Origin of the sequence: Streptomyces sp. ATCC 21386, assembly GCF_018728545.1 — a bacterium.
In the GTDB taxonomy this organism is placed as follows: domain Bacteria; phylum Actinomycetota; class Actinomycetes; order Streptomycetales; family Streptomycetaceae; genus Streptomyces.
Window position 1 is genome coordinate 4742498 of the sequence record NZ_JAAVVL010000001.1, and the last position, 22060, is coordinate 4764557.

Annotated in this window: 17 protein-coding genes; 10 read left to right on the forward strand and 7 right to left on the reverse strand. The window is 72.5% G+C overall.

From position 1 onward, the window contains the following. The first annotated feature begins 199 nt into the window (after positions 1–199). A complete protein-coding gene (locus GWK25_RS20225; RefSeq protein WP_215457469.1) occupies positions 200–1540 on the forward strand; it encodes an LCP family protein in 1341 nt (446 codons plus the stop codon). Between the two features lie 124 nt (positions 1541–1664). Here the strand turns inward: GWK25_RS20225 and GWK25_RS20230 are convergent, their stop codons facing one another. Further along, entirely contained in the window at positions 1665–2528 is an 864-nt protein-coding gene (locus GWK25_RS20230; RefSeq protein WP_215457470.1) for a DUF4394 domain-containing protein, read from the reverse strand. 359 nt (positions 2529–2887) lie between these two features. Here GWK25_RS20230 and GWK25_RS20235 point away from each other — a divergent pair, with 359 nt between their 5' ends. The 3 genes from GWK25_RS20235 to GWK25_RS20245 all read left to right on the forward strand — a co-directional run bounded on the left by GWK25_RS20235 (position 2888) and on the right by GWK25_RS20245 (position 6408). Beyond that, positions 2888–4132 carry a CdaR family transcriptional regulator gene (locus GWK25_RS20235; protein ID WP_215451949.1) on the forward strand — a complete coding sequence of 415 codons (1245 nt, stop codon included), beginning with the start codon at positions 2888–2890 and terminating at the stop codon, positions 4130–4132. Positions 4133–4199: 67 nt separating this feature from the next. After that, positions 4200–4817 (forward strand): phosphoribosylanthranilate isomerase, encoded by a 618-nt coding sequence (locus tag GWK25_RS20240; RefSeq protein ID WP_215451950.1) that lies wholly within the window; start codon positions 4200–4202, stop codon positions 4815–4817. Positions 4818–4980: 163 nt separating this feature from the next. Beyond that, the gene (locus GWK25_RS20245) at positions 4981–6408 is read left to right on the forward strand and encodes a cytochrome P450 (protein WP_215451951.1); all 1428 of its coding nucleotides are present in this window, start codon (positions 4981–4983) and stop codon (positions 6406–6408) included. A gap of 81 nt (positions 6409–6489) precedes the next feature. On the opposite strand, the gene GWK25_RS20250 is transcribed toward GWK25_RS20245, so the two are convergent. Further along, complete coding sequence (locus GWK25_RS20250) at positions 6490–7395, reverse strand: amidohydrolase family protein (protein WP_215451952.1); 906 nt, start codon at positions 7393–7395, stop codon at positions 6490–6492. A gap of 206 nt (positions 7396–7601) precedes the next feature. Between GWK25_RS20250 and GWK25_RS20255 the strand changes: the two genes are divergently transcribed. The 5 genes from GWK25_RS20255 to GWK25_RS20275 all read left to right on the forward strand — a co-directional run bounded on the left by GWK25_RS20255 (position 7602) and on the right by GWK25_RS20275 (position 12057). Then, on the forward strand, positions 7602–8798 hold the full coding sequence (locus tag GWK25_RS20255; RefSeq protein WP_251828950.1) for an ABC transporter ATP-binding protein: 1197 nt from the start codon (positions 7602–7604) through the stop codon (positions 8796–8798). Then, entirely contained in the window at positions 8795–9460 is a 666-nt protein-coding gene (locus GWK25_RS20260; RefSeq protein WP_215451953.1) for an ABC transporter permease, read from the forward strand. The genes GWK25_RS20255 and GWK25_RS20260 overlap by 4 nt, the downstream gene beginning before the upstream one ends. Then, on the forward strand, positions 9457–10146 hold the full coding sequence (locus GWK25_RS20265) for an ABC transporter permease (protein ID WP_215451954.1): 690 nt from the start codon (positions 9457–9459) through the stop codon (positions 10144–10146). The genes GWK25_RS20260 and GWK25_RS20265 overlap by 4 nt, the downstream gene beginning before the upstream one ends. Positions 10147–10165: 19 nt before the next feature. Next, positions 10166–11095, forward strand: a complete 930-nt coding sequence (locus GWK25_RS20270; protein ID WP_251828951.1) for an ABC transporter substrate-binding protein — start codon at positions 10166–10168, stop codon at positions 11093–11095. Positions 11096–11214: 119 nt separating this feature from the next. Beyond that, the gene (locus GWK25_RS20275) at positions 11215–12057 is read left to right on the forward strand and encodes a MurR/RpiR family transcriptional regulator (protein ID WP_215457472.1); all 843 of its coding nucleotides are present in this window, start codon (positions 11215–11217) and stop codon (positions 12055–12057) included. A 49-nt stretch (positions 12058–12106) separates the two neighbouring features. Here the strand turns inward: GWK25_RS20275 and GWK25_RS20280 are convergent, their stop codons facing one another. Beyond that, positions 12107–13993, reverse strand: a complete 1887-nt coding sequence (locus GWK25_RS20280; RefSeq protein ID WP_215451955.1) for a protein kinase — start codon at positions 13991–13993, stop codon at positions 12107–12109. Between the two features lie 418 nt (positions 13994–14411). Here GWK25_RS20280 and GWK25_RS20285 point away from each other — a divergent pair, with 418 nt between their 5' ends. After that, entirely contained in the window at positions 14412–17786 is a 3375-nt protein-coding gene (locus GWK25_RS20285) for a pyruvate carboxylase (protein WP_215451956.1), read from the forward strand. 11 nt (positions 17787–17797) lie between these two features. Here the strand turns inward: GWK25_RS20285 and GWK25_RS20290 are convergent, their stop codons facing one another. The 4 genes from GWK25_RS20290 to GWK25_RS20305 all read right to left on the reverse strand — a co-directional run bounded on the left by GWK25_RS20290 (position 17798) and on the right by GWK25_RS20305 (position 22010). Then, positions 17798–18346: a hypothetical protein gene (locus GWK25_RS20290; protein WP_215451957.1), complete on the reverse strand. Its 549-nt coding sequence runs from the start codon at positions 18344–18346 to the stop codon at positions 17798–17800. Positions 18347–18490: 144 nt separating this feature from the next. Next, positions 18491–20131: an ABC transporter ATP-binding protein gene (locus tag GWK25_RS20295; protein ID WP_215451958.1), complete on the reverse strand. Its 1641-nt coding sequence runs from the start codon at positions 20129–20131 to the stop codon at positions 18491–18493. Next, positions 20128–20931: an ABC transporter permease gene (locus GWK25_RS20300; protein ID WP_215457473.1), complete on the reverse strand. Its 804-nt coding sequence runs from the start codon at positions 20929–20931 to the stop codon at positions 20128–20130. Before GWK25_RS20300 ends, GWK25_RS20295 begins: the two co-directional genes overlap by 4 nt. 95 nt (positions 20932–21026) lie before the next feature. Continuing rightward, positions 21027–22010, reverse strand: a complete 984-nt coding sequence (locus tag GWK25_RS20305; protein WP_215457474.1) for an ABC transporter permease — start codon at positions 22008–22010, stop codon at positions 21027–21029. Between the last annotated feature and the right edge of the window lie 50 nt (positions 22011–22060).

The window sequence follows — 22060 nt, forward strand, 5'->3', positions numbered from 1 at the left end:
GTGACGTTCGGGGGCGCGGGGTGTGGTGAGTCGTGTGAGACGCCGATCCGTATATCTACCTGCATGTAGAGTCCTGCGGGTTCGGTGATCACGACACGCCGGACATGCAGGGGGAAGTCGACCGGCCGGGTGCGGCCGAGGTGGGGGAGGGCCGGTGAGTGGTACGGGTAGGCGGCGCGCGGGTGCCGGCGGCGGGGGGATGCGGCTGACACGGCGGGGCCGGACGGTGAGCTGGCTCGCCGGCGGCGCGGCCCTGCTCGTCCTCGGTGTCGGCGGCGTCGGGGCCTGGGTCTACAAGGACCTCGACAACAACATCACGGGCGCCGACGTCGACGGCAAGCTCGGCGGGGACCGCCCGGTCAATCTGAGCCCGGGTTCGAAGAACATCATGGTGGTCGGCTCGGACAGCCGCGACGGGGCCAACGCGAAGTACGGCAAGGACCTGAGCACCATGCAGTCCGACACGCTCATGGTGCTGCACCTCCCCGCCAACCGGGAGTGGGCCACCGTGGTGTCGTTCCCGCGTGACTCCTGGGTCGAGATAGCGGCGTGCGAGAAGGGCGACGGCACTACGTCGGGCCCGCACCTGGCGAAGATCAACGAGGCGTTCGCGATCGGCGGCTCCAGCGGTGAGGTCGCCGGCGCGGCCGCCTGCTCGATCAGGACGGTCGAGGCCAACACCGGTCTGCGCATCGACAACTTCATGTCCGTCGACTTCCAGGGCTTCAAGGGGATGGTCGACGCCCTGGACGGCATAGAGGTCTGCCCCGAGCAGGCCATCAAGGACGACAACGCCCTCCTCGACATGGAGGCCGGCTGCCAGACCGTCGACGGCGAGACGGCCCTCGGCTATGTGCGCACCCGCTACGCCGTCGGCGACGGCTCCGACATCGGGCGCATCGGCCGACAGCAGGAGTTCATGGAGACCCTGGCGGCCAAGGCCAAGTCCCGGCTGACCAGCCCCACTTCGCTGTACGACTTCCTGCAGTCGGCCACCAAGTCGCTGACCACGGACGAGGATCTCGCCGGTATCGACCCGCTCTACGACCTCGCCTCCCAGCTCAAGGGCATCCCGAGCGACCGGCTCACCTTCCTGACCGTCCCCAACTACCCCCGTGAGGCCGACGTCCCCGCCGACAGGGCCAACATCGTCTGGCAGTACCCGCAGGCCGCCGACCTGTTCACCTCCCTGGCAGGCGACAAGGAGGTCGACAAGAAGAAGCTCCAGGCCCAGGCCAAGAGCGACCTGATCTACGCCTCCGACGTGCGCGTCCAGGTCCTCAACGGCACCGGTGTCTCCGGTCGGGCCGCCGCCGTCGCCGAGAAGCTGCGCGAGGCGGGCTTCACGGTCGTCGGCACGGGCAACGCGCCCGAGAACACCGAGACCACCACGGTCGCCCATCCGGCCGAACTCGCCAAGCAGGCACGGGTGCTCGCCTCACGGCTGCCCGACGTCAAGGCCGCACGGTCCGCGGACGCGGCGGCGGGAGTGGTGACGCTGGTGGTGGGATCGGATCTCGATCTGGAGAAACTGCGGTGACACGCCTGCCATGACACGGTCGCGGTGACACGGCGGAAATGACACGGTCGAAAAGACGCGCGGACTCGCCGCGGTCCGGTGGTGGCCGGGCCGCGGCGAGGGCGTGATGGGGGCCTGATGGGGATCAGGTACCGGTGAGGGAGACGGCCACGTCCGTGATGTTCAGGGGGAACTTGGACTTGGCGGCGTCGTTCACGAGCGTGGCCTGCCCCGTGAAGAGGTTGAGGGTGTAGAGGGAGGGCGTGCTCGCGCCGTAGGCGGTGAGGCTGGCGAAGGCCAAGTTGTCCACCGTCTTGCCGCCGCTCAGCGTGCTGTAGATGTCCGCGCCGGCGTTGATCTGGGCGTCGAGGCCGAGGTTGCCGGTCGGGGACAGCGTGCCGTTGTTGGCCGGGGCCTGGATGACGACCTGGTCGCTGGTCGTGTTGATGTCGAACAGCGTGGTCGCCGTGGTCCCGTCGAGGTCGTTGTTGGTGTAGGCGGCGGCCGAGACACCCTTGGTCGTGCCCTCGATCGGCGGGGTGGTGAGGTTCAGGTCCTGGATGGTCGTGTTGTCGTTGAGGTTGTGCCGCAGGTTCTGGCCGTTGTCGCTGATCACGCGCAGCCGGTCGGCCGCCGGGTTGAAGTCGACGCCGAAGTTCGTGCCGTTCAGCGCGTACTGGAGCTGGGACACCTTGGTGACCACGACGTCCTGGGTGCCCGTCGGGATCTTGATCGTGTAGATGCCGCCCTTGTTGCCCACGCCGTACAACGTGCCGTTCTGCACCCGGAAGTCGATGCCGATCAGCGCCGTGTCGCCGCTGAGGCCGGTGACGGCCCTGACCCAGTTGAGCACGTCCGCCCGGTCGGTCCAGAACGCGGCCATCAGGGTGCCGTCACCGGTGATCCCGTAGGCGCGCAGGCTGGGGGTGGCGGCGGGGGCGGCGGAACCGGTGCCCGGTGTCCCGAGCATGAGCGCGGTCGACGTGACCATGACCGCCATCGCCGCCATGATTCTCTTTCGCGTGCCTGCTTTCATCGGAGTTTCCCTCCCGTTGGGGCGTGCGCCCGTGTCCGGTGCTCGGTCGAGGAATTTCCGTACTCCTGCCCGTACTGATAGCCGGAACCGTTCCGGAGCCGAGCCGGAATGCTTGCGGCGTTCTTCCCCCACGGGCGGGTACGCGGCTCTCATTAAGGACGCTTTACGACTCCTACACAAGCGGAAGCGGTGACGGGAACGACCCGATCCGGGAATTTTGCGCACGGTGACAAAACCCGGTCGGCCCACTTGCCGCCGTTTTATGCGGAGTGATGAACGCCGTCCGGATCTCGACTGTCGGCCCGTTCGCCCGGAATGACATGCTCGCGGCCATGGGGAGCCTCTTCGCCGAACTGGCCCGTCAGGCGCCGACCAACGCCCTCCGGGAGGTAGAGACGTACACGCGCGAGATCGCGGAGTTCGGGTTCCTGGACAAGGACCCCCGGGCGCGGGCGCAGACGCTGGACCAAGCGGTCTGGCTTCGGCACCGCACCGTCGAACTGTCGCCGCACAACAAGGAGTTGAGTGACGGCGATCTCGAATACATCGCGTCCATGGGAGAGCTGCGGGCCGGCGCGGGCATGTCGCTCGACGCACGGCAGCAGGTGCTGCGGGTGCACACCGCGCTCATGCTGCGCGAGATCAACGAGGCGACCGAGGCCCAGCGCGGCGCCGGCGTGGACGAACTCATGCGGATGATGACCTGGTTCGCCCCGCAGGGCGAGCGCGGCATCGGCGCCTACCGGCAGGGATTCGTCCGTGTACTGCGCCGCCGAATGCCGTACGTCGAACAGATCGCCCTGCTGGCCCGGTCATTGCTGAACGGGGATCCCATAGCGGCGGAACTCGCCGAGGCCGTCGACCTGGAACTGCCGGACCGGTATGCGGTGACGGTGTTCCGGCTGCCTGATCCGCCCCCGGTCGACCGCGTCCTGGAAAACGAGATCGAAACACTGGTGAAGAGTCACCGGACCCCGATCGTATGGGGTGCGCGGGGCGGTGACGGGAGCGGTGAGCTCATCGCGCTCGTCCCCGTGAATTCCGGTGGGGCGCGGGCGGAGAATGTGCCGCCGCACACTGTTGCCGACTTCCTGCCCGAGCTCGCCCCGGAGCATGCCGCGGACCTCGTACGGGACGTGGCCCAGGCCCTCGGCCGCCCCTGCGCCGTCGGCACCGCCGACGCGCCGCTGCCCGAGCTGTCCGACGCGCTCGACAGAGCCCGGCGGATCAGTGACACCGCCCCGGTGCGGCGGGCCTCCGCTCGTCTGCGGCCGCACACCCTGGCGGACCTCTTCGTCGAACTCTCCGTCGCGGACGTGCCGTTCGTCGACGCCTGGCTGCGTACGCTGTCCGACCGGCTGGCCACCGGCCCGGACCTGCTGGTCACGCTCGACATGTACTACCGCAACGACATGAACCGCGGCGCCACGGCGACCGCCCTCAACGTCCACACCCGCACCCTCGACTACCGCCTGCGCCGGGTGCGGGAGCTCACCGGCATGGACCCGGGCTCGACCCGAGGGGTGCGCGCGCTCAGCGCGGCCGTCGCCCGGCGCCAGTCGGGAGCGTGGCGCTGACCACGGACGCGCCCGACCGCCGCGGCCGCCGTTCCCGGTGCCGCCCGTGATACGGCAGGCTGGGGCCGTGAGCAACAGTGACCCCCTCTTCATCAAGATCTGCGGTCTGCGGACCGAGCAGGACGTCGACACCGCCGTCGAGGCCGGCGCCGACGCCGTCGGCTTCGTCTTCTCGGCCAGCCCGCGCCGTATCGACGCCGCGACCGCCGCACGGCTGGGCCGTCGCGTGCCGGAGCACGTCCTGACGGTGGGCGTCTTCCGGCAGGAGCCGCTGGGCGACGTGCGCTCCCTGGCCGCCGAGTCCGGGATCCGGGCGATCCAGCTGCACGGCCCCGACGACCGCGCCTACTACGACGCGCTGGCGGCCGACGACAGGACACTGATCCGCGCCGCCGCGTTCGACGACGCCGTACCGCGCTGCGGCGAGTTCGGGGAGGACATGCTTCTGCTCGACGCCCCCGTCCCGGGCTCGGGCATCGCCTGGGACTGGGCGAGCAAGCCGCTGGCGGCCTCCGGGCAGAAATGGCTCCTCGCCGGCGGCCTCACCCCGGAGAACGTGCGTGACGCCGTCGCCGCCACCGAACCGTGGGGCGTCGATGTCTCCAGCGGCGTGGAGCAGCGCCGAGGTGTCAAGGATCCCGCTCTGATCAGGGAGTTCATCAAGGCGGCCCGCTCCGCGAGGTGACGGACGGCGGCCGCGGTGCCCTGTCGACGGCTGTGCGTCACGAGACGGAAGCTGCGAGTGGTGCCGCCCGCCCGTTCCCCCGGAAGTGACCCTGGGGTAGGGTCCCCACGGTCCCGGCTACCGGCTGAAGGTGGGCCGGTACGGGGAGTGTCGGAGGGGCGGCATGGTGAGGGAAACCCAGTCGGGTGAGGGCGTGTCCGTGGAGCTGGACGGGGCGGGGTTGGAGGAGCTGTCTGCCGAACCGCTGCTGACCCGGGACTACGAGACGCGCCCGTCGTTGGTGTACGAGCGGCTGAGGCAGCGGCACGGCGCGGTGGCGCCGGTGGATCTGCTGGGCGTCCCCGCCTGGCTGGTGCTGGGCTACCGCGAGGCGCTGCAGGTGCTCCAGGACGACGCCGGCTGGCCCAAGGGCCTGGAGAACTGGCGGGCCAGGACCGAGGGCCGGGTCCCGGCCGACTGGCCGCTCGGCCCCTCCCTGGAGGTCAACCACGTCCTCATCCAGGGCGGCCCCGGCTACCGGACCCTGCGGACCGCGTGGGACCAGGCGCTCAAGCCCTTCCAGGACCCGCGCAACCCCCAGGCCAAGCGACTGAAGACGGCCGTCACCGCCTACGCCGACGAGCTGATCACCCTGATGGGCCAGGCGGGCGGCACGGGACTGGCGGATCTGTCCGCCCAGTTCTCCCGGCCCCTGCCGCTGATGGTGGCCAGCCATCTGCTGGGCTTCCCCGGCTCCCAGGGCGACGACGCCCTGATGGACATGTGGCGGGTGCTGGACGCGGGTCCCGACGCGGGGCCCGCCCTGGACCGGCTGCTCGGCGCGCTGGCGGAACTGGCCGAGCTGAAGCTGAAGACGCCGGGGGAGGACTTCCCCTCCTATCTGCTGGCCGCCCACCCCGACCTCTCGCTCGACGAGCTGGCCCGCGAACTGTTCATGCTGCTCGGCATGACCTCCGACCACGTCGGCATCCTCGTCTCCAACACGGTCGTCGAGGTGCTCTCCGGCGAGGACAGCGTGCGGGCCAGCCTCTCCGCCGGCATGGTCCGGGAGGCCATGAACCGGGTCGTCATGCGCAAGCCGCCGCTGGTGAACTTCGTGCCGAGGTTCGCCGCCGAGGACACCAAGCTCGGTGACTACACGATCCGCGCGGGCGACCCGGTCTGGGTCTCCTCCGCCGCCGCGCACGCGGACCCGCTCTTCGCCGACCATGTGGCCCCCAGCACCACGGTCAGCACCCGGGCGCACCTGTCCTGGGGCGCCGGCCCGCGCCAGTGCCCGGCCCGCGAGCTGGCCTCGACGGTCGCGGCGGTCGGGGTGGGCCGACTCTTCGAACGGTTCGCCAACCTGGACCTCGCCCTCCCCGTCGACCAACTGCCCTGGCGTTCCTCGCCCTTCATGCGAGGCCTGCGCTCGCTGCCCGTACGGTACGAACTCGCGCCGACGGCCGAACGACCGGCGGACGGCGCTGCGTCGGAGCCGACGGGGGACGGGGAGACGGGTACGGCGGAGAGGGTGACGCCGGACGCGTCCGCCCGCCAGCGCTCGTCGCTGTGGCGCTACCTGACGGGCCTGATCCGCCCCGGCCGCTGACCGCCGCCCCGCGCCCCCGCCGGGCCGCGCCGACCTGCCCCCGACGGCAGGGCACGCGCTGCAGGGGCACCCTCGCGGGTCTCAGTCGGCCGCGCCCGTGAGCAGGCGTCGAGGATTGGTGATGCGGAAGGCGTACGCCGTCGGCCCGCCCAGGCCGAAGCCGGGCTGGCGTGGGGGCTCGGCGTAGGGGCGGTCGGAGCCCTGGACGACGGCGTCGACGCCCAGGGCGTGGACCACGGCTTCGACGGCGCTCGGCCCGTAGGAGGAGGTCTCCACGAAGACGCCCGGGTCCACCCCGGCGTCACGGCCGTCGCCGCGCGCGGCGAAGCGCTCCCCGTGGAGCGGGGCGAGCCCGGCCAGCAGGGCGAAGCAGACCCGCAGCCGGGGGTGGCGGGGGCGGCCGAAGGCGCGGAAGGCGAACCACGCGGAGTGCATCTGCTGGACGTAGGGGACCATCGCGGGCCACCAGCCGGGCCCCTCGCCGCCGCCGGGTGCGGGACCGGGGTGGACGAACAGGGGCAGGCCGCGCTCTTCGAGGAGGTCGAGGAGCGGGGCGCAGCGGGCGTAACCGACCGCGTCGGCCAGGGCGTTCGCCGGGAGCTGGAGGCCGACGAAGCCCTGGTCCAGGACCTCGGCGGTGGCCTTCGCGTCGACGTCCCGTACACAGGCCGCGGCCCACGCGCCGAACGGTTCGGGGAGCGCGGCGGAGCCCTCGTGGTAGGCGTCGAGCAGGGGGCGTGCCTCGGCCGCCGGCAGCCACTCGACGCCGATGGGGGAGGAGAGCGAGACGAGGGCCCGGCCCAGGCCGTCGCTGTCGGCGAGTGCGGCGCGGCGGGTGACGTCATGGTCGGCGGGGGGCAGCTCGTAGGGTGGCTCACCGTCGAGGAAGAGGGTCCAGCCGTCCAGGAACGGCGGCTCGCGGCGTGACCTGAGGGCCGCCACCAGCGAGGGGGTCCACAGATGCTGGTGCACGTCGCAGTTGGTCATGACGCTCCTCCCACCCCGAACCGTACCTCCCCGGCCCTGTCGTCGTGGCCCGTCGCGCAACGGGGCAGAGTCGCGAAAGGCGGTCAAATCGGGCGCGTAGGGTGCGGTTTGGTGTGAACGTAACGTGCTGTTCACGTAATTCCATTGACTGCCATTCAGGCACCGACAACTCTGAATGGCCATATGCAGTCGGGTAAGGGGCAGTCTTGATCAGATTCGACGCGGTGAGCAAAAAGTATCCCAACGGCACGACAGCGGTGGACGACCTGTCCCTGGAGCTGGCCGAGGGCGGCATCACGGTGCTGGTCGGTCCTTCCGGCTGCGGCAAGACCACCACTCTGCGCATGATCAACCGCATGGTGGAACCGACCGCCGGCACGGTGAGCCTGCGCGGCCGGGACATCCGCGAGGTCAACGCGCCCGAGTTGCGCCGGGGCATCGGCTATGTGATCCAGCACGCGGGACTGTTCCCGCACCGCACCATCCTGGACAACATAGCCACGGTTCCGCTGCTGCTGGGCTGGGGACGCAAGAAGGCCCGGGCCCGCGCCGCGGAACTGCTCGAACTCGTGGGCCTGCCAGCCGAGATGGCCAAGCGCTACCCCAACCAGCTCTCCGGCGGGCAGCAGCAGCGCGTGGGGGTGGCCAGGGCGCTGGGCGCCGATCCGCCGGTGCTGCTCATGGACGAGCCGTTCAGCGCGGTCGACCCGATCGTGCGGGCGGAGTTGCAGGCCGAGTTCGTCCGGCTGCAGAAGGAGCTCCACAAGACGATCGTGTTCGTCACCCACGACATCGACGAGGCGATCAGACTCGGCGACAACATCGCCGTGTTCCGCACCGGCGGCAGACTCGCCCAGTTCGACACCCCCGAGCGGCTCCTCGGCAGCCCTGCCGACGACTTCGTGGCCGACTTCGTGGGCCAGGACCGGGGCATCCGCCGGCTCTCCTTCGTCGACGCGACCCGACTGCCGCTGCGCGACGGCCCGGTGCTGTCGTCCGCCGCTTCCGTCGCCGAGGCGCGGGCGGCGAAGACTCCCTGGGTGCTCGTCGTGGACGACGCGCGACGACCGCTCGGCTGGGCCGCCACCGCCGACCTCCCGACGGCCGGTACCCTCGCCGACGCCCCCCTGACCCACCTCGGCCACTCGTTCAGCCTGGCCGGTGACTCCGCGCGAGCCGCCCTCGACTCGGCTCTTCTCTCACCCGCCCGCCTCGCCGTGGCCGTCGACGCGCAGGGCGCGGTCGCCGGAGTCGTGGACGCGCATGAACTCTCCACCGCGGCGACCACGGCGACCGGGGCGACCGCCGCGAAGGAGGCGACGGAGACTGAAGTCCCGGACGTGGACGAGCCGGCCGCTGTCGGCAAGCCGGCCGTCGACACCCGAGGCGGTGAGGACCGATGACCGATGACGAACCGCTGGTCCGGTGGCAGTGGATCGTCGATCACACCGGCGAACTCGCCGAGTACACCGGCATCCACCTCAGACTCGGCCTGCTGCCCGTGCTGTTCGGACTGATCGTCTCCGTGCCGCTCGGCATCCTGTGCCACCGCTGGCGCTGGCTCTACCCGCCGGTGCTGACCGTGTCCAACATCCTCTACTCGATCCCGTCGCTCGCCCTGTTCATGATCTTCGTGCGGTACACGGGGCTGACCGAGCAGACCGTGATGATCCCGCTCACGCTCTACACCCTGTCCGTGCTGGTACCCAACGTCGTCGACGGCCTCGCCTCGGTCCCCGAGCACGTCCGGCTCGCGGCGACCGCCATGGGCTTCGGCGCCGTACGCAGGGTCGTCCAGGTCGAGCTGCCGATCGCCGTCCCCGTCGTCATCGCCGGCGTGCGCGTCGCCGCGGTCTCCTCCATCAGCCTCGTCGCCGTGGGACAGCTGATCGGCCAGGGCGGCCTCGGCTACTACATCACCCGCGGCCTCCAACTCGACTTCCCCACCCCGATCGTCACCGCGATCGCCCTGATCATGCTGCTCGCCCTCGCCACCGACGCGTTGCTGGTCCTGGCGCAGCGACTGCTCACCCCGTGGTCCCGGAACAAGGTGGCGTCGGCATGAACGACTTCCTGAACCAGATGCAGCTCGTGGGCGACTGGCTCACCTCCTCGGCGCAGTGGCACGGCGACGACGGCATCCCCCGGCGGCTCCTGGAACATCTCACCTACAGCGGACTGTCGTTGCTGTTCGCCGCCCTCATCGGGCTGTCGTTCGGACTGCTCGTCGGACACACCGGCCGCGGCGCCTTCGCCGTGGCCAGCGTGGCGAACCTCGCCCGCGCGATCCCCACCTTCGGCCTGGTCGTCCTCGTCGTCACGCTCGCCGGGCTCAGCACCGCGCCCGTCCTGGTCGCCCTCGTCGCGCTCGCGGTACCGCCGATCCTCATCAACACCTTCGAGGGCGTACGAGGTGTGGACCCCGCCACCCGGGACGCCGCGCGCGGCGTCGGCATGACCGAGTGGGAGGTCCTGACGCGGGTCGAGGTGCCGATGGCGCTGCCTCTGATCCTGCTGGGCCTTCGGGTCGCCGCGATCCAGGTCGTGGCCACCGCGACCGTGGCGGCGTACCCGGGCCTCGGCGGTCTGGGCCGCTACATCGTCGACGGACTCTCCCGCAACGACTACGAGTTGGTCATCGGCGGCTCCACGGTCGTCGTCGTCCTCGCGCTCGTCGTCCAGCTCGTCTTCACCGCGTTGCGACGCGTCGTCGTCTCGCCGGGCCTTCGGGTCTCGGCGTCGAAGTCCTGAAACCAGAGAGGAACATTTGATGAGAGGCATCTACCGAGGCGCCGCGTTCGGCCTCATCACCGCGCTCACGCTGACCGCCTGCGGCGGGGGCGGCGAGAGCGACGACAACCCGCTGGCCGAGGGCGGCGACGGCGGCGGCCGGTCGATCGTCGTCGGTTCGGCGAACTTCCCCGAGAACCAGCTGCTCGCCGAGATCTACGCGCAGGCCCTGGAGAGCAAGGGCCTGAAGGTGACCCGCAAGTTCGACATCGGGGCCCGCGAGGTCTACTACGACCAGGTCGTCAAGGGCGGCATCGGCGTCCTCCCCGAGTACAACGGTGCCCTGCTGACGGTGGCGGTCGACAAGAACAGCACCGCGACCAGCACCGAGGACATCAACGCCGAACTGAAGGAGAAACTCCCGTCCTCGGTGGAGATCCTCGACTCCGCAGCGGCCGAGGACAAGGACTCGGTGACCGTCACCGCCGAGACCGCCGCCAAGTACAAGCTCAAGACCCTCGCCGACCTCAAGCCCGTCGCGGGCGACCTGACGCTCGGCGCCGGATCGGAGTTCAAGACCCGTACGCAGGGCGGTGTCGGCCTGGAGAAGGTCTACGGCGTCAAGTTCGGCAAGTTCCAGCCGCTCGACGCGGGTGCCCAGAGCACCCTGGTGAAGCTGCTCAAGGACGACAAGGTGCAGGCCGCCAACCTGTACACCACCGACCCCGCCATCGTCGCGGACAAGCTGGTGGTCCTGGAGGACCCGAAGAACCTCTTCGCCTCGCAGAACGTCACTCCGCTCGTCTACAAGGCCGCGGTGGACGACAAGGCCAAGGAGGCGCTCAACGCCGTCTCCGCCAAGCTCACCACCGAGGACCTGCTGGAGATGATGAAGAAGCTCGTCAACGACAAGGAGGACGCCGACTCCGTCGCCGAGGAGTGGCTGAGTTCGGCCGGCCTGGTGAAGTGAGCCGCGCCGACAGGATCGGCTGCTCCACCACCGTCCACCCCCACCCCTCCCTCGCCCGGCATCACGCACCCCGCCGGGCGGGGGAGGGGACCGAGCACGACGACCGGCTGGAGGACCGGATGACGGACGCCGTCGGCGCGGCCGCGGGGCTTCAGGGGCTCTTCGCAGGACGTCGGCTCACCCCCACCCAGCGCCGCATCGCGGCCTGTCTGATCCGGCGGGCCGCGGACGCGCCCTACCTGTCCAGCGTGGAACTCGCCCGGCTGGCCGGGGTCAGCCAGCCGTCGGTGACCCGCTTCGCGGTGGCCCTCGGCTTCGACAACTACCCGGGCCTGCGCGACCACCTGAGGGCGGTCGCGGCCACGGGGCACGGCTTCGACGTGCCGTCGGCCAACCCCTACCAGCGCGCCGTGCAGACCGAGATCGACAACCTGCGGCACCTGGCGTCCCTGCTCACGGACCCCGAACCCGTCGAACGCGCCGGGCGTCTGCTCGCCGCCTCCCGACCCCTCCCGGTGCTCGGCCTGCGCGCCTCCGCGGCCCAGGCGCGCGGCTTCGCCTACTTCGCGGCGAAGGTCCACCCCGACGTACGCCTCCTCGACGAGGGCGGTTCCCTGCTCGCCGACCGCGTCGACGCCGCCCGCCGGGCCGGCGCGAGCGCGCTGCTGTGCTTCGCACTGCCTCGCCACCCGCGTGAACTCCTCGACACGCTCGCCGAGGCCCGCGCCATCGGCCTGACGGTGGTGACCGTCGCCGACGGCACCTTCGCCCCGGTGGCCGCACACAGCGACCTGCTGCTCCCCGCCGCCGTGGGCACCGGTCTCGTCTTCGACACCGCCGGCGCCCCCCAACTCCTGGGCCAGGTCCTCCTGGAGACGATGTGCGACGCGCTGCCGGACGCACAGGCCCACCTGGAGGAGTTCGACGCCCAGGCCGCCGCGCGCGGCCTGTTCGTCGACTGAGGGGCCCGTCCGCGCCGACGGACGGGCCCGGCTCACCGGGTGGCGCGGCTCACTCGGTGGAGCGCAACGCCTTCCACACACGCGGCCGTACGACGCCGTCGGCGGCCAACAGCCCCTTGTCCTGTTGGAAGCTGCGCACCGCGGCCTCCGTGTCCGCGTCGAACTCGCCGGTCACGGCCAGGCCGTAGCCGCGCTTGCTCAGCATGCACTGCGCCTGGAGCACGCGGTCGCCGCTGTCGCCGAGGCGGGTGCGCCCGTTGCCGTAGTAGTACGTGCAGTCCGTGAGCCAGGCCGGGGTCGAGGGCTCGGTGGACGTGTCGGTCGGCTTCTCGGACGGCTCGGCGGGGGCGCTGCTCCCGGGGGCGGGCGCGGACACGTCGGTGTCCTGGTCGTCGTCCGGGCCCGTGCCTGTGCCCTTGCCCGAGCCGGGGTCATCGGTGTCGGGGCGCTCGGCATCGCCGTCGGCCGATGCCTGCCCGTCCTTGCCGGACACCTCCGCGTCGCTCGATCCGCCGTCGGGTACGGCGTCGGCACCGTCTCGGCCCGGCGACGGCGACACCGTGGCGTCGTCGTCGGGGAGCGCGTCGGCGGACCGTGTCGTCCCCCGCTGCGGCGAGGCGGTCGTGGTGGAGGGGCTCAGCAGGGTGAGGACGACGACACCTGCGGTCGCCGTGCAGACGACCGCACCGGCGGCCCCGACCAGCACCCGTTTGCGGCGGAGCGGGGAGCGGGGCGATGGGGGTGGCGACGGCTGCGCCGGGGCGGCGCCGGCGGGCCTCGGGGCGGGGCCGGTGGCCGGTGCCCGTCCGGCCCGCTCGGGGCCGGGCTGTTCGAGGGGGAGGCGGCGCAGGGTGTCGTAGGCCTGCTGCCGGGCGCGGATCTTGCCGCCCAAGGGTTCGGGCCACGGGGTGTTCTCGCCCCCGCCGCCCCTACCCGTCCCATCCCTCAGGGGCTGCGCCCCTGCGACCCCCACGTGCGGGTCCGGTGGGGGCTGGTCGCGCAGTTCCCCGCGCCCCTCCGGGGGCAGCGAGGGCTGCGCCCTGCTGCCCCCGGAGGCCATCTCCTCCATCAGCTGTTCCGGTGTCGGCCGCTGTTCGGGCTCCTTGGCCAGACAGTCGGCGAGCAGGGCGGCGAGCGGGGCGTCGGCCGCCGCGATCTCGGCGAGCACCTTCGGGTTGGGCTCCTCGAACGCCACCCGGTGCATGACGTCGACGCCGGTGCCGTCACCGAACGGCGCGCTGCCGGTCGCCGCGAAGACCAGCGCGCAGGCCAGCGAGAACACGTCCGAGGCCGTGTCGCAGTCGCCCGTGCGCAGATACTCCGGCGACATGTAGGCCGGGGTGCCGACCCGGTTGCCCGTGCCGGTGATCGCGCTCGCGTCGGCGGCCTTCGCGATACCGAAGTCGATGACGTGCGCGCCCCAGGCGGACAGCAGGACGTTGGACGGCTTCAGGTCCCGGTGCACGATCCCGGCGGCGGAGAGGTCGGCGAGCGCCTGCCCCAGCTCCGCCACCAGCCGCCGGACGGCGGCCACGGGCAGCGGACCGTCCTCGTGGACGGCCGCCGCCAGATCGAGACCCGGCAGGAACTCGGTGGCCATCCACAGCAGTTCGTCCCTGAAACCCGTCCCGGCCAGCCGTGGCATGCGCGGTGTGCGCACGCGGCCGTGGACCGAGGCCTCCCGCTCGAACCGGCGGCGGAACCGCTCGTCCTCCGCGTACTCGGGCCGGATCACCTTCACCGCGACGAGGTGGGGACCGCCGTCGGCGGGACGCGCCAGATAGACACGCCCCATACCGCCGCTGCCGAGCAGCCCGAGCGACACGTACGGACCGATCCGCTCCGGGTCGCCGGGACGCAGCGGCAGCGCCCCCGCCTGCCGTAGCGCCGGAGCCCTGTCCGCTGATCCCGGTGGCCCCGGCCGCTGGTCTGACACAACACCCCCGAAATAACTTTTGGCGTACGTCAGTTCGCCCCCTGGGGCTGAGGCTAGCTCAGCGCGGGCCCGCGGTCCGGCTTTCGGTCACTTCCGGCCCCTCGGCATCCCAGCAGACCGGCTGCCCCGGTGGTCTGCGTGCCCCCGGAGCGGCGCACCCGGACCGGCACCCCCGCGAACGGTGGCGGACGCCCGCGCCGGTGGACGGTCCGTGTGGCACTGAGGGTCACATGAGTCGCGAGGCGTTTGGGGGAGCGGCCGACCATGGACGCGCTGGGCGGGCGGAATGTCCGGCTGGTGTGCAGTCTGGATCGGGAAGTGACGGGGCTCACATGGCACTGAGTGACACGATTCCTGTGGTGCGGCGGCATCATTGCCGGGACCATGGTGTCCTCATGGCAGCTCGAAGGGATCAGGGATGCTCCGCAAGGTACTGGTCGCCAACCGTGGCGAGATCGCGATCCGCGCGTTCCGCGCCGGCTATGAAGTGGGCGCGCGGACGGTCGCCGTCTTCCCCCACGAGGACCGCAACTCGCTGCACCGGCTCAAGGCCGACGAGGCCTACGAGATCGGCGAACCGGGGCACCCCGTGCGCGCGTACCTCTCCGTCGAGGAGATCATGCGCGCCGCCCGGCTGGCGGGCGCCGACGCCGTCTACCCGGGCTACGGGTTCCTGTCCGAGAACCCCGAGCTGGCCCGCGCGTGCGAGGAGGCCGGCATCACCTTCGTCGGCCCCAGCGCGCACATCCTGGAGCTGACCGGCAACAAGGCGCGCGCGGTGGCCGCGGCCCGCGCCGCCGGCGTACCGGTCCTCGGCTCCTCCGAGCCCTCCACCGACGTGGACGAGCTGGTGCGCGCCGCCGACGAGATCGGCTTCCCCGTCTTCGTCAAGGCCGTCGCGGGCGGCGGCGGTCGCGGTATGCGCCGCGTCGAGGACCCGGCGGCGCTGCGGGAGTCCATCGAGGCGGCGTCCCGCGAGGCGGCCTCCGCCTTCGGCGACCCGACCGTCTTCCTGGAGAAGGCCGTCGTCGAGCCCCGCCACATCGAGGTGCAGATCCTCGCCGACGGCCACGGCAACGTCATCCACCTCTTCGAGCGCGACTGTTCGGTGCAGCGCCGCCACCAGAAGGTCATCGAGCTGGCGCCCGCCCCGAACCTCGATCCGGCCCTGCGGATGCGGATCTGCGCCGACGCCGTCCGCTTCGCCCGGGAGATCGGCTACCGCAACGCGGGCACCGTCGAGTTCCTCCTCGACCGCGACGGCAACCACGTCTTCATCGAGATGAACCCCCGCATCCAGGTCGAGCACACGGTCACCGAGGAGGTCACCGACGTCGACCTCGTGCAGTCCCAGCTCCGGATCGCCGCCGGGGCGACCCTCGCCGACCTCGGACTCTCCCAGGAGACCGTCACCCTGCGCGGCGCGGCCCTCCAGTGCCGCATCACCACCGAGGACCCTGCCAACGGCTTCCGCCCGGACACCGGCCGCATCAGCGCCTACCGTTCGCCCGGCGGCTCCGGCATCCGGCTCGACGGCGGCACCACCCACGCCGGTACGGAGATCAGCGCCCACTTCGACTCCATGCTGGTCAAGCTGACCTGCCGGGGCCGCGACTTCACCACCGCCGTCAACCGGGCCCGGCGCGCGGTCGCCGAGTTCCGCATCCGGGGCGTCGCCACCAACATCCCGTTCCTCCAGGCCGTCCTCGACGACCCGGACTTCCAGGCCGGGCAGGTCACCACCTCGTTCATCGAGCAGCGCCCGCACCTGCTCACCTCCCGGCACTCCGCCGATCGGGGCACCAAGCTGCTCACCTATCTGGCCGACGTGACGGTCAACAAGCCGAACGGCCCGCGTCCCGACCTGATCGACCCGTCCTCCAAGCTGCCGAGGCCCACCACGGCCGAACCCGCGGCCGGCTCCAAGCAGAAGCTCGTCGAACTCGGCCCCGAGGGCTTCGCCCGCTGGCTGCGCGAGTCGCCGACCATCGGCGTCACCGACACCACCTTCCGTGACGCCCACCAGTCGCTGCTCGCCACCCGGGTCCGCACCAAGGACATGCTCGCCGTCGCCCCCGTGGTCGCCCGGACCCTGCCGCAGCTGCTCTCCCTGGAGTGCTGGGGCGGCGCCACCTACGACGTCGCCCTCCGCTTCCTCGCCGAGGACCCCTGGGAGCGCCTGGCCGCCTTCCGGGCCGCCGCGCCCAACATCTGCCTCCAGATGCTGCTGCGCGGCCGCAACACCGTCGGCTACACGCCGTACCCGACCGAGGTGACCGACGCCTTCGTCCAGGAGGCCACCGACACCGGCATCGACATCTTCCGGATCTTCGACGCGCTCAACGACGTGGGCCAGATGCGCCCCGCCATCGACGCCGTACGCGCCACCGGGACGGCCGTCGCCGAGGTCGCCCTCTGCTACACCTCCGACCTGTCCAACCCCGCCGAGCAGCTCTACACGCTCGACTACTACCTCCGGCTGGCCGAACAGATCGTCGAGGCCGGCGCCCACGTCCTCGCCGTCAAGGACATGGCGGGGCTGCTGCGAGCCCCCGCCGCCACCAAGCTCGTGACCGCGCTGCGCCGCGAGTTCGATCTGCCGGTGCACATCCATACCCACGACACGGCCGGCGGACAGCTCGCCACCTACCTCGCCGCGATCCAGGCCGGCGCCGACGCCGTGGACGGGGCCGTGGCCTCCATGGCGGGCACCACCTCCCAGCCGTCGCTGTCGGCGATCGTCGCCGCGACCGACTACTCCGACCGCCCCACCGGCCTCGACCTCCAGGCCGTCGGCGACCTGGAGCCGTACTGGGAGAGCGTCCGCCGCATCTACGCCCCCTTCGAGGCGGGCCTCGCCTCCCCGACCGGCCGCGTCTACGACCACGAGATCCCCGGCGGTCAGCTCTCCAACCTGCGCACCCAGGCCGTCGCACTCGGTCTCGGCGACCGCTTCGAGGACATCGAGGCCATGTACACGGCCGCCGACCGGATCCTCGGCCACCTGGTGAAGGTGACGCCGTCCTCCAAGGTGGTCGGCGACCTCGCGCTGCACCTCGTCGGCGCCGGAGTGACACCCGCCGACTTCGAGGCCACGCCCGACCGGTTCGACATCCCCGACTCCGTCATCGGCTTCCTGCGCGGCGAACTGGGCACCCCGCCCGGCGGCTGGCCCGAGCCGTTCCGCAGCAAGGCCCTCCAGGGCCGCGCCGACGCCAAGCCCGTCCAGGACCTCACCGCCGAGGACCGCGCCGGACTGGAGAAGGACCGCCGCGCCACCCTCAACCGGCTCCTCTTCCCCGGCCCGACGCGCGAGTTCGAGAACCACCGCCAGACCTACGGCGACACCAGCGTCCTCGACAGCAAGGACTTCTTCTACGGCCTCGGCCCCGGCAAGGAGTACGCCGTCGACCTGGAGCCCGGTGTGCGGCTGCTCATCGGTCTGGAGGCCGTCGGCGAGGCGGACGAACGCGGTATGCGCACGGTGATGGCGACGCTGAACGGCCAGCTGCGGCCGATCCAGATCCGCGACAAGGCCGCCTCCACCGACATCCCGGTCACGGAGAAGGCCGACCGTTCCAACCCCGGCCATGTCGCCGCCCCGTTCGCCGGGGTGGTCACCCTCGCGGTCGCCGAGGGCGACGAGGTCGCGGCCGGTGCCACGGTCGCCACCATCGAGGCCATGAAGATGGAGGCCACCATCACGGTCGCGAAGGCCGGCCGGGTCTCCCGCCTCGCCATCAACAAGATCCAGCAGGTGGAGGGCGGCGACCTGCTCGTCGAGATCGCCTGACACCGCACGGCTCAGGCGCGGGGGAAGAACTCCAGCACCGCCGTGCCGCCCTGGAGGGACTTCACGCGGAAGCCGAGGCCGTTGAGACCGCCGGTGCCGCCCGCGCCGAGCGAGGAGCTGAGGACGGTGCCGGCTCCCGAGGACCGGAGCACGACCGTGTCGTCGGTGACCTTCGTGACGCGGAGGTCGCCGACGCCGAACCGGCTGTCGACCTCGACGGACCGGGGCCCGGACACGGTGAGTACGCACCGGCCGTCGAAGCAGGCGTCGGCGTCGGGGGCGGTCTCGGTGCCGGGGGCGGTGCCACGGCCCGTGCCGGTGCCGGTGCCGGTGCCGGTGCCGGTGTCGTCCGCGGTGCCTCGTCCCGCGTCGCGGTCTCGCTCGTCGGCGGGGCCGGAGGCGGGGGCCGTCGTCGGCCGTTGTCGTTCCTCCGGCCGTGACCCGTCCCTGCCGCCGTCGCCCACGCCGTCGTCCGGAACGCCGCCCCCGCCGCAGCCGGTGAGCGCCCACACCAGGGACGCCGCCACCGCGACGCCCGACCGGCTCCTGCCCGTGCCCATACCTCAGCCCTTCAACTCGTACGCCCGCACGCCCCGTTGCTCCCCGTTCATGGGACATGTCCCTTTATACGGGGTGCGCGGGCCCGGGCCGGGGCGGCGGGGGCCCGAGGGGTGAGCCGCCCGTACGACCCGTTGACGCGGGCCTCATCCCTGCGGGACGCGGGGCCGGGCCACCGCGGCGACGAGGGACGCCGTGAAGGCGTGCCGGGGTGCGGTGAGGAGCCGGCGGGCGGGGCCCTGTTCGACGATGTCCCCCGCGTCCATGACGGCGATGCGATCCGCGACGGAGGCGGTGTCCAGGTCGTGGGTGATCAGGACCAGCGCCGGTCCTGCGGGCGCCGTGCCGGCGTCCCCGGTGGTGTCGAGCAGGCCCGTGAGGACGTCGAGGATGCCGCGCCGGCTGACCGTGTCCAGGCCCGAGGTGATCTCGTCGCAGATCAGCACGCGGGGGTGGGCGAGCAGCGCTCGGGCCAGGGCGGCGCGCTGGAGCTCGCCGCCGGAGAGCCGGGTGGGCAGACGCCGGGCCAGCTCCGGCAGGAGGCCCAGGCGGGTCAGGGTGGCCTGCGCCTCGGTCTCGGCGGTGACCGGGTCGACTCCGCGCAGCCGGACCGCCGTGCGGGCGACCTGCCGTACGACCGGGCGGTGTTCGTCGAACGCGGCACGGGCGTCCTGGAAGACGTACTGCACGGCCGCCAACTGCCCCCGGGTGCGGTCGCGCAGGCTGCGGGGCAGCGGTGTGCCGTCGAGGAGGACCTCGCCGCCGTGGTCGCGGTGGAGCCCGGCGAGGCAGCGGGCCAGCGTGGTCTTGCCGCTGCCCGAACGGCCGACGACCGCCAGCAACTCCCCGGCCCGCAGGTCGAGTTCGGGAGCGCGCACGGTCACCGCGGCGCCGCGTGTGCCGTCGCGGTGGCGGGCGACGAGATCACGCACGCGCAGGACGGCTCGGTCGCCGGGCGCGGCCGCCGCCGTGCGGGCGGGGAGCGGGGTCCGAGCGGCCAGGAGTCGACGGGTCCATTCGTGGCGCGGCGCCGACCACACGCGCTGTGTCGGGCCCGACTCCACGACCCGTCCCGCCCGCATGACATGGACCTCGTCGGCGAGCGAGCGGACGACGTCGAGGTCGTGGCTGAGCAGCACGACGGCGATGCCGCGCGCCGCGAGCGTCGCCAGCTGTTCGACGACGAGGCCCTTGGTCAGGGCGTCCTGGCCGGTGGTCGGCTCGTCCGCGACGATGATCCGCGCCCCGAGCAGGAGCGCCTGGGCGAGCACGACGCGCTGCTGCTGACCGCCGGAGAGCTGGTGCGGGTGGCGGCGCAACAAGGTCTCGGCGTCCGGGAGCCGGGCGTCGGCCAGGGCCTGGAGCACCTGGGCCCGAGCGGCTTCCCGGCGCAGACCGCGCGGCAGATGGCGTACCCGGGGGCGGGCGATGTCGGTCAGGAGGGCGCTGATCCGGCGGGCGGGGTTGAGGACGGCGGCCGGATGCTGGGGCACGTACCCGACGAGCCCCTCGGCCCCGCCGGACCCGTCGGCCGCACCGAACCCCGCGGCCGCCCGTCGGACCTCGCCGGTGACGTGCGCGCCCACCGGGAACTCGCCGAGCAGCGCCAGCCCGGTGGTCGTCTTCCCGCTGCCCGAGGCGCCCACCAGCGCGGTGACCCTGCCGGGTGGCACCCGTAGGCTCACCCCGTCGACGATCGCCCGCCCGCCCACCTCGACCCGGAGCTCCGTGAGCTCGGCCAGCGGATCCGGCACGGCCGCGCCGCTCCCGTCGTCGTACCGCTTCACGAACGTCGTTCCTTCCGTACCTGCCGCCGACCGAAGCGGCCGAGACCGACGCGGCCGGCGGGCCTCTCCAGCGCCGCGTCGAAGAGGAGATTCGTCCCCGTGGTGAGGGCCACGATCAGCAGCGCGGGAACGACCACGGCCCACGGCTGCACGAACAGGCCCGTGCGGTTGCGGTCGACCATCACCGCCCAGTCGGCGGCGTCCGGGGTCACCCCGACGCCGAGGAAGGCGGCCGTGGCGACCAGGTACAGCACCCCGGTCAGCCGGGTGCCGGCGTCGGCACCGAGGGTGCGCAGGATCGTCCGGCCGACGTAGCCGACGGCGGTGCGCCACCAGCTCTCGCCCTGGAGCCGCAGCGCCTCGACGACCGGCCGGGCCGCGGCCTCCGTGGCGGCGGCGCGCACCAGGCGGGCCGCGTCGGGCACGTTCACCAGCGCGACGAGCAGCGCGAGGCCGACGGCGCCCGGGGTGATGACGGTGGCGACCAAAAGGATCAGCAGCAGCGACGGGACGGCGATCAGGATGTCCAGCGGACGCATCAGCAGTTCCTCCAGCCGGCGCCGGTGCGTCAGCGCGGCGACGAGACCGACCGGCAGCGCGACGAGATAGGTCAGCGCTCCGGCGCCGAGCGCGGTGAGCACGACCGGCCGGCCGCCGTGCAGCACCTGCTGCCACACGTCCCGGCCCACGAAGTCCGTGCCGAGCCAGTGCCCGTCGCCGAGCGTGAAGGACGCGGCCCGTGCGGTCAGCTCCCCCGCGAACACCGGTCCCAGCAGGGCGAGGACGAGGGGGACGGCGATGACCGTGACGCCGAGCGCGAAGCGGCCCGTGGGCCGTCCGCGCCCGGTGCGCGGGGCGGCGCCCGCGCCGGCCCTGTCGAGGCCAGTGCCCGTCGTCACGCCGCCACCCCCGCCCGGGGCGCCAGCCGTCGGGCGACCACGTCCGCGCCCAGGTTGAGCACGACGGTCAGGACACCGAAGACCACGGCCAGGCCCTGGACGACCGGGACGTCGCGTTCGGCGACGGCGTTGAGCAGGACGGTGCCGAGTCCGGGGATCACGTAGAGGGCCTCCACGACGATGACACCGCACAGCAACCAGTCGACGGTGCGGGCGAGTTGCTGGGCGGCGGGAGCGAGGGCGTTCGGGAGGGCGTGGGCGTAGCGGACGCGGGCGCCGGGCACGCCGCACCGGCGGGCGTGGGCCACGTACGGGGAGGCGAGGGCGTCGACCATGCCGGCCCGGACCAGCCGGACGAGGGAGCAGACGGGCCGGGAGAGCAGAACCAGAACGGGCAGGACGAGGGCGGCCGGGTGGGCGAGGAGATCGGTGCCGTAGCCGACGGCGGTCGGCGGCAGCCAGCCCAGATTCAGCGCGAACACGGTCACCAGCAGCACCCCGAGGGCGAACTCGGGGACCGCGTACACGGCGAGCGTCAGGGAGCTGACCAGGCGGTCGACCGGGCCGCCCTCGTGACGGGCGGCCAGTACGCCGAGGCCGAAGCCGATCGGGACGAGCAGCGCCACGGTGAGCGTGGCGAGCAGCAGCGTCGGCCCGAAGCCGTCGGCGATGTACCGGGTGACCGGGCGGCCGGAGGTCAGCGAGGTGCCGAAGTCGCCGTGCAGCAGTCCCGTCGCCCAGTCGGCCAGCCGTTCGTGCGCCGGCCGGTCGAGGTGCATCGCCTCGCGGATGGCGGCGATGCGCGCCGGGTCGGGCTGGTCGCCGGCCAGCGCGACCGCCGCGTCGCCCGGCAGCGCCTCCGTGAGCGCGAAGACCAGCAGCACGACGGCCACGGTCTGCGCGACACCGAGGAGCAGCCGCCGGGCGACGAAGGAGCGTAGCGCTCCGCTGGGGGTGCCGGGCGGGGGTGTCCTGTGGATACGGCGCCGTCGTGGCTGGTCGCGCGTTTCCCCGCGCCCCTGCGGGGCGC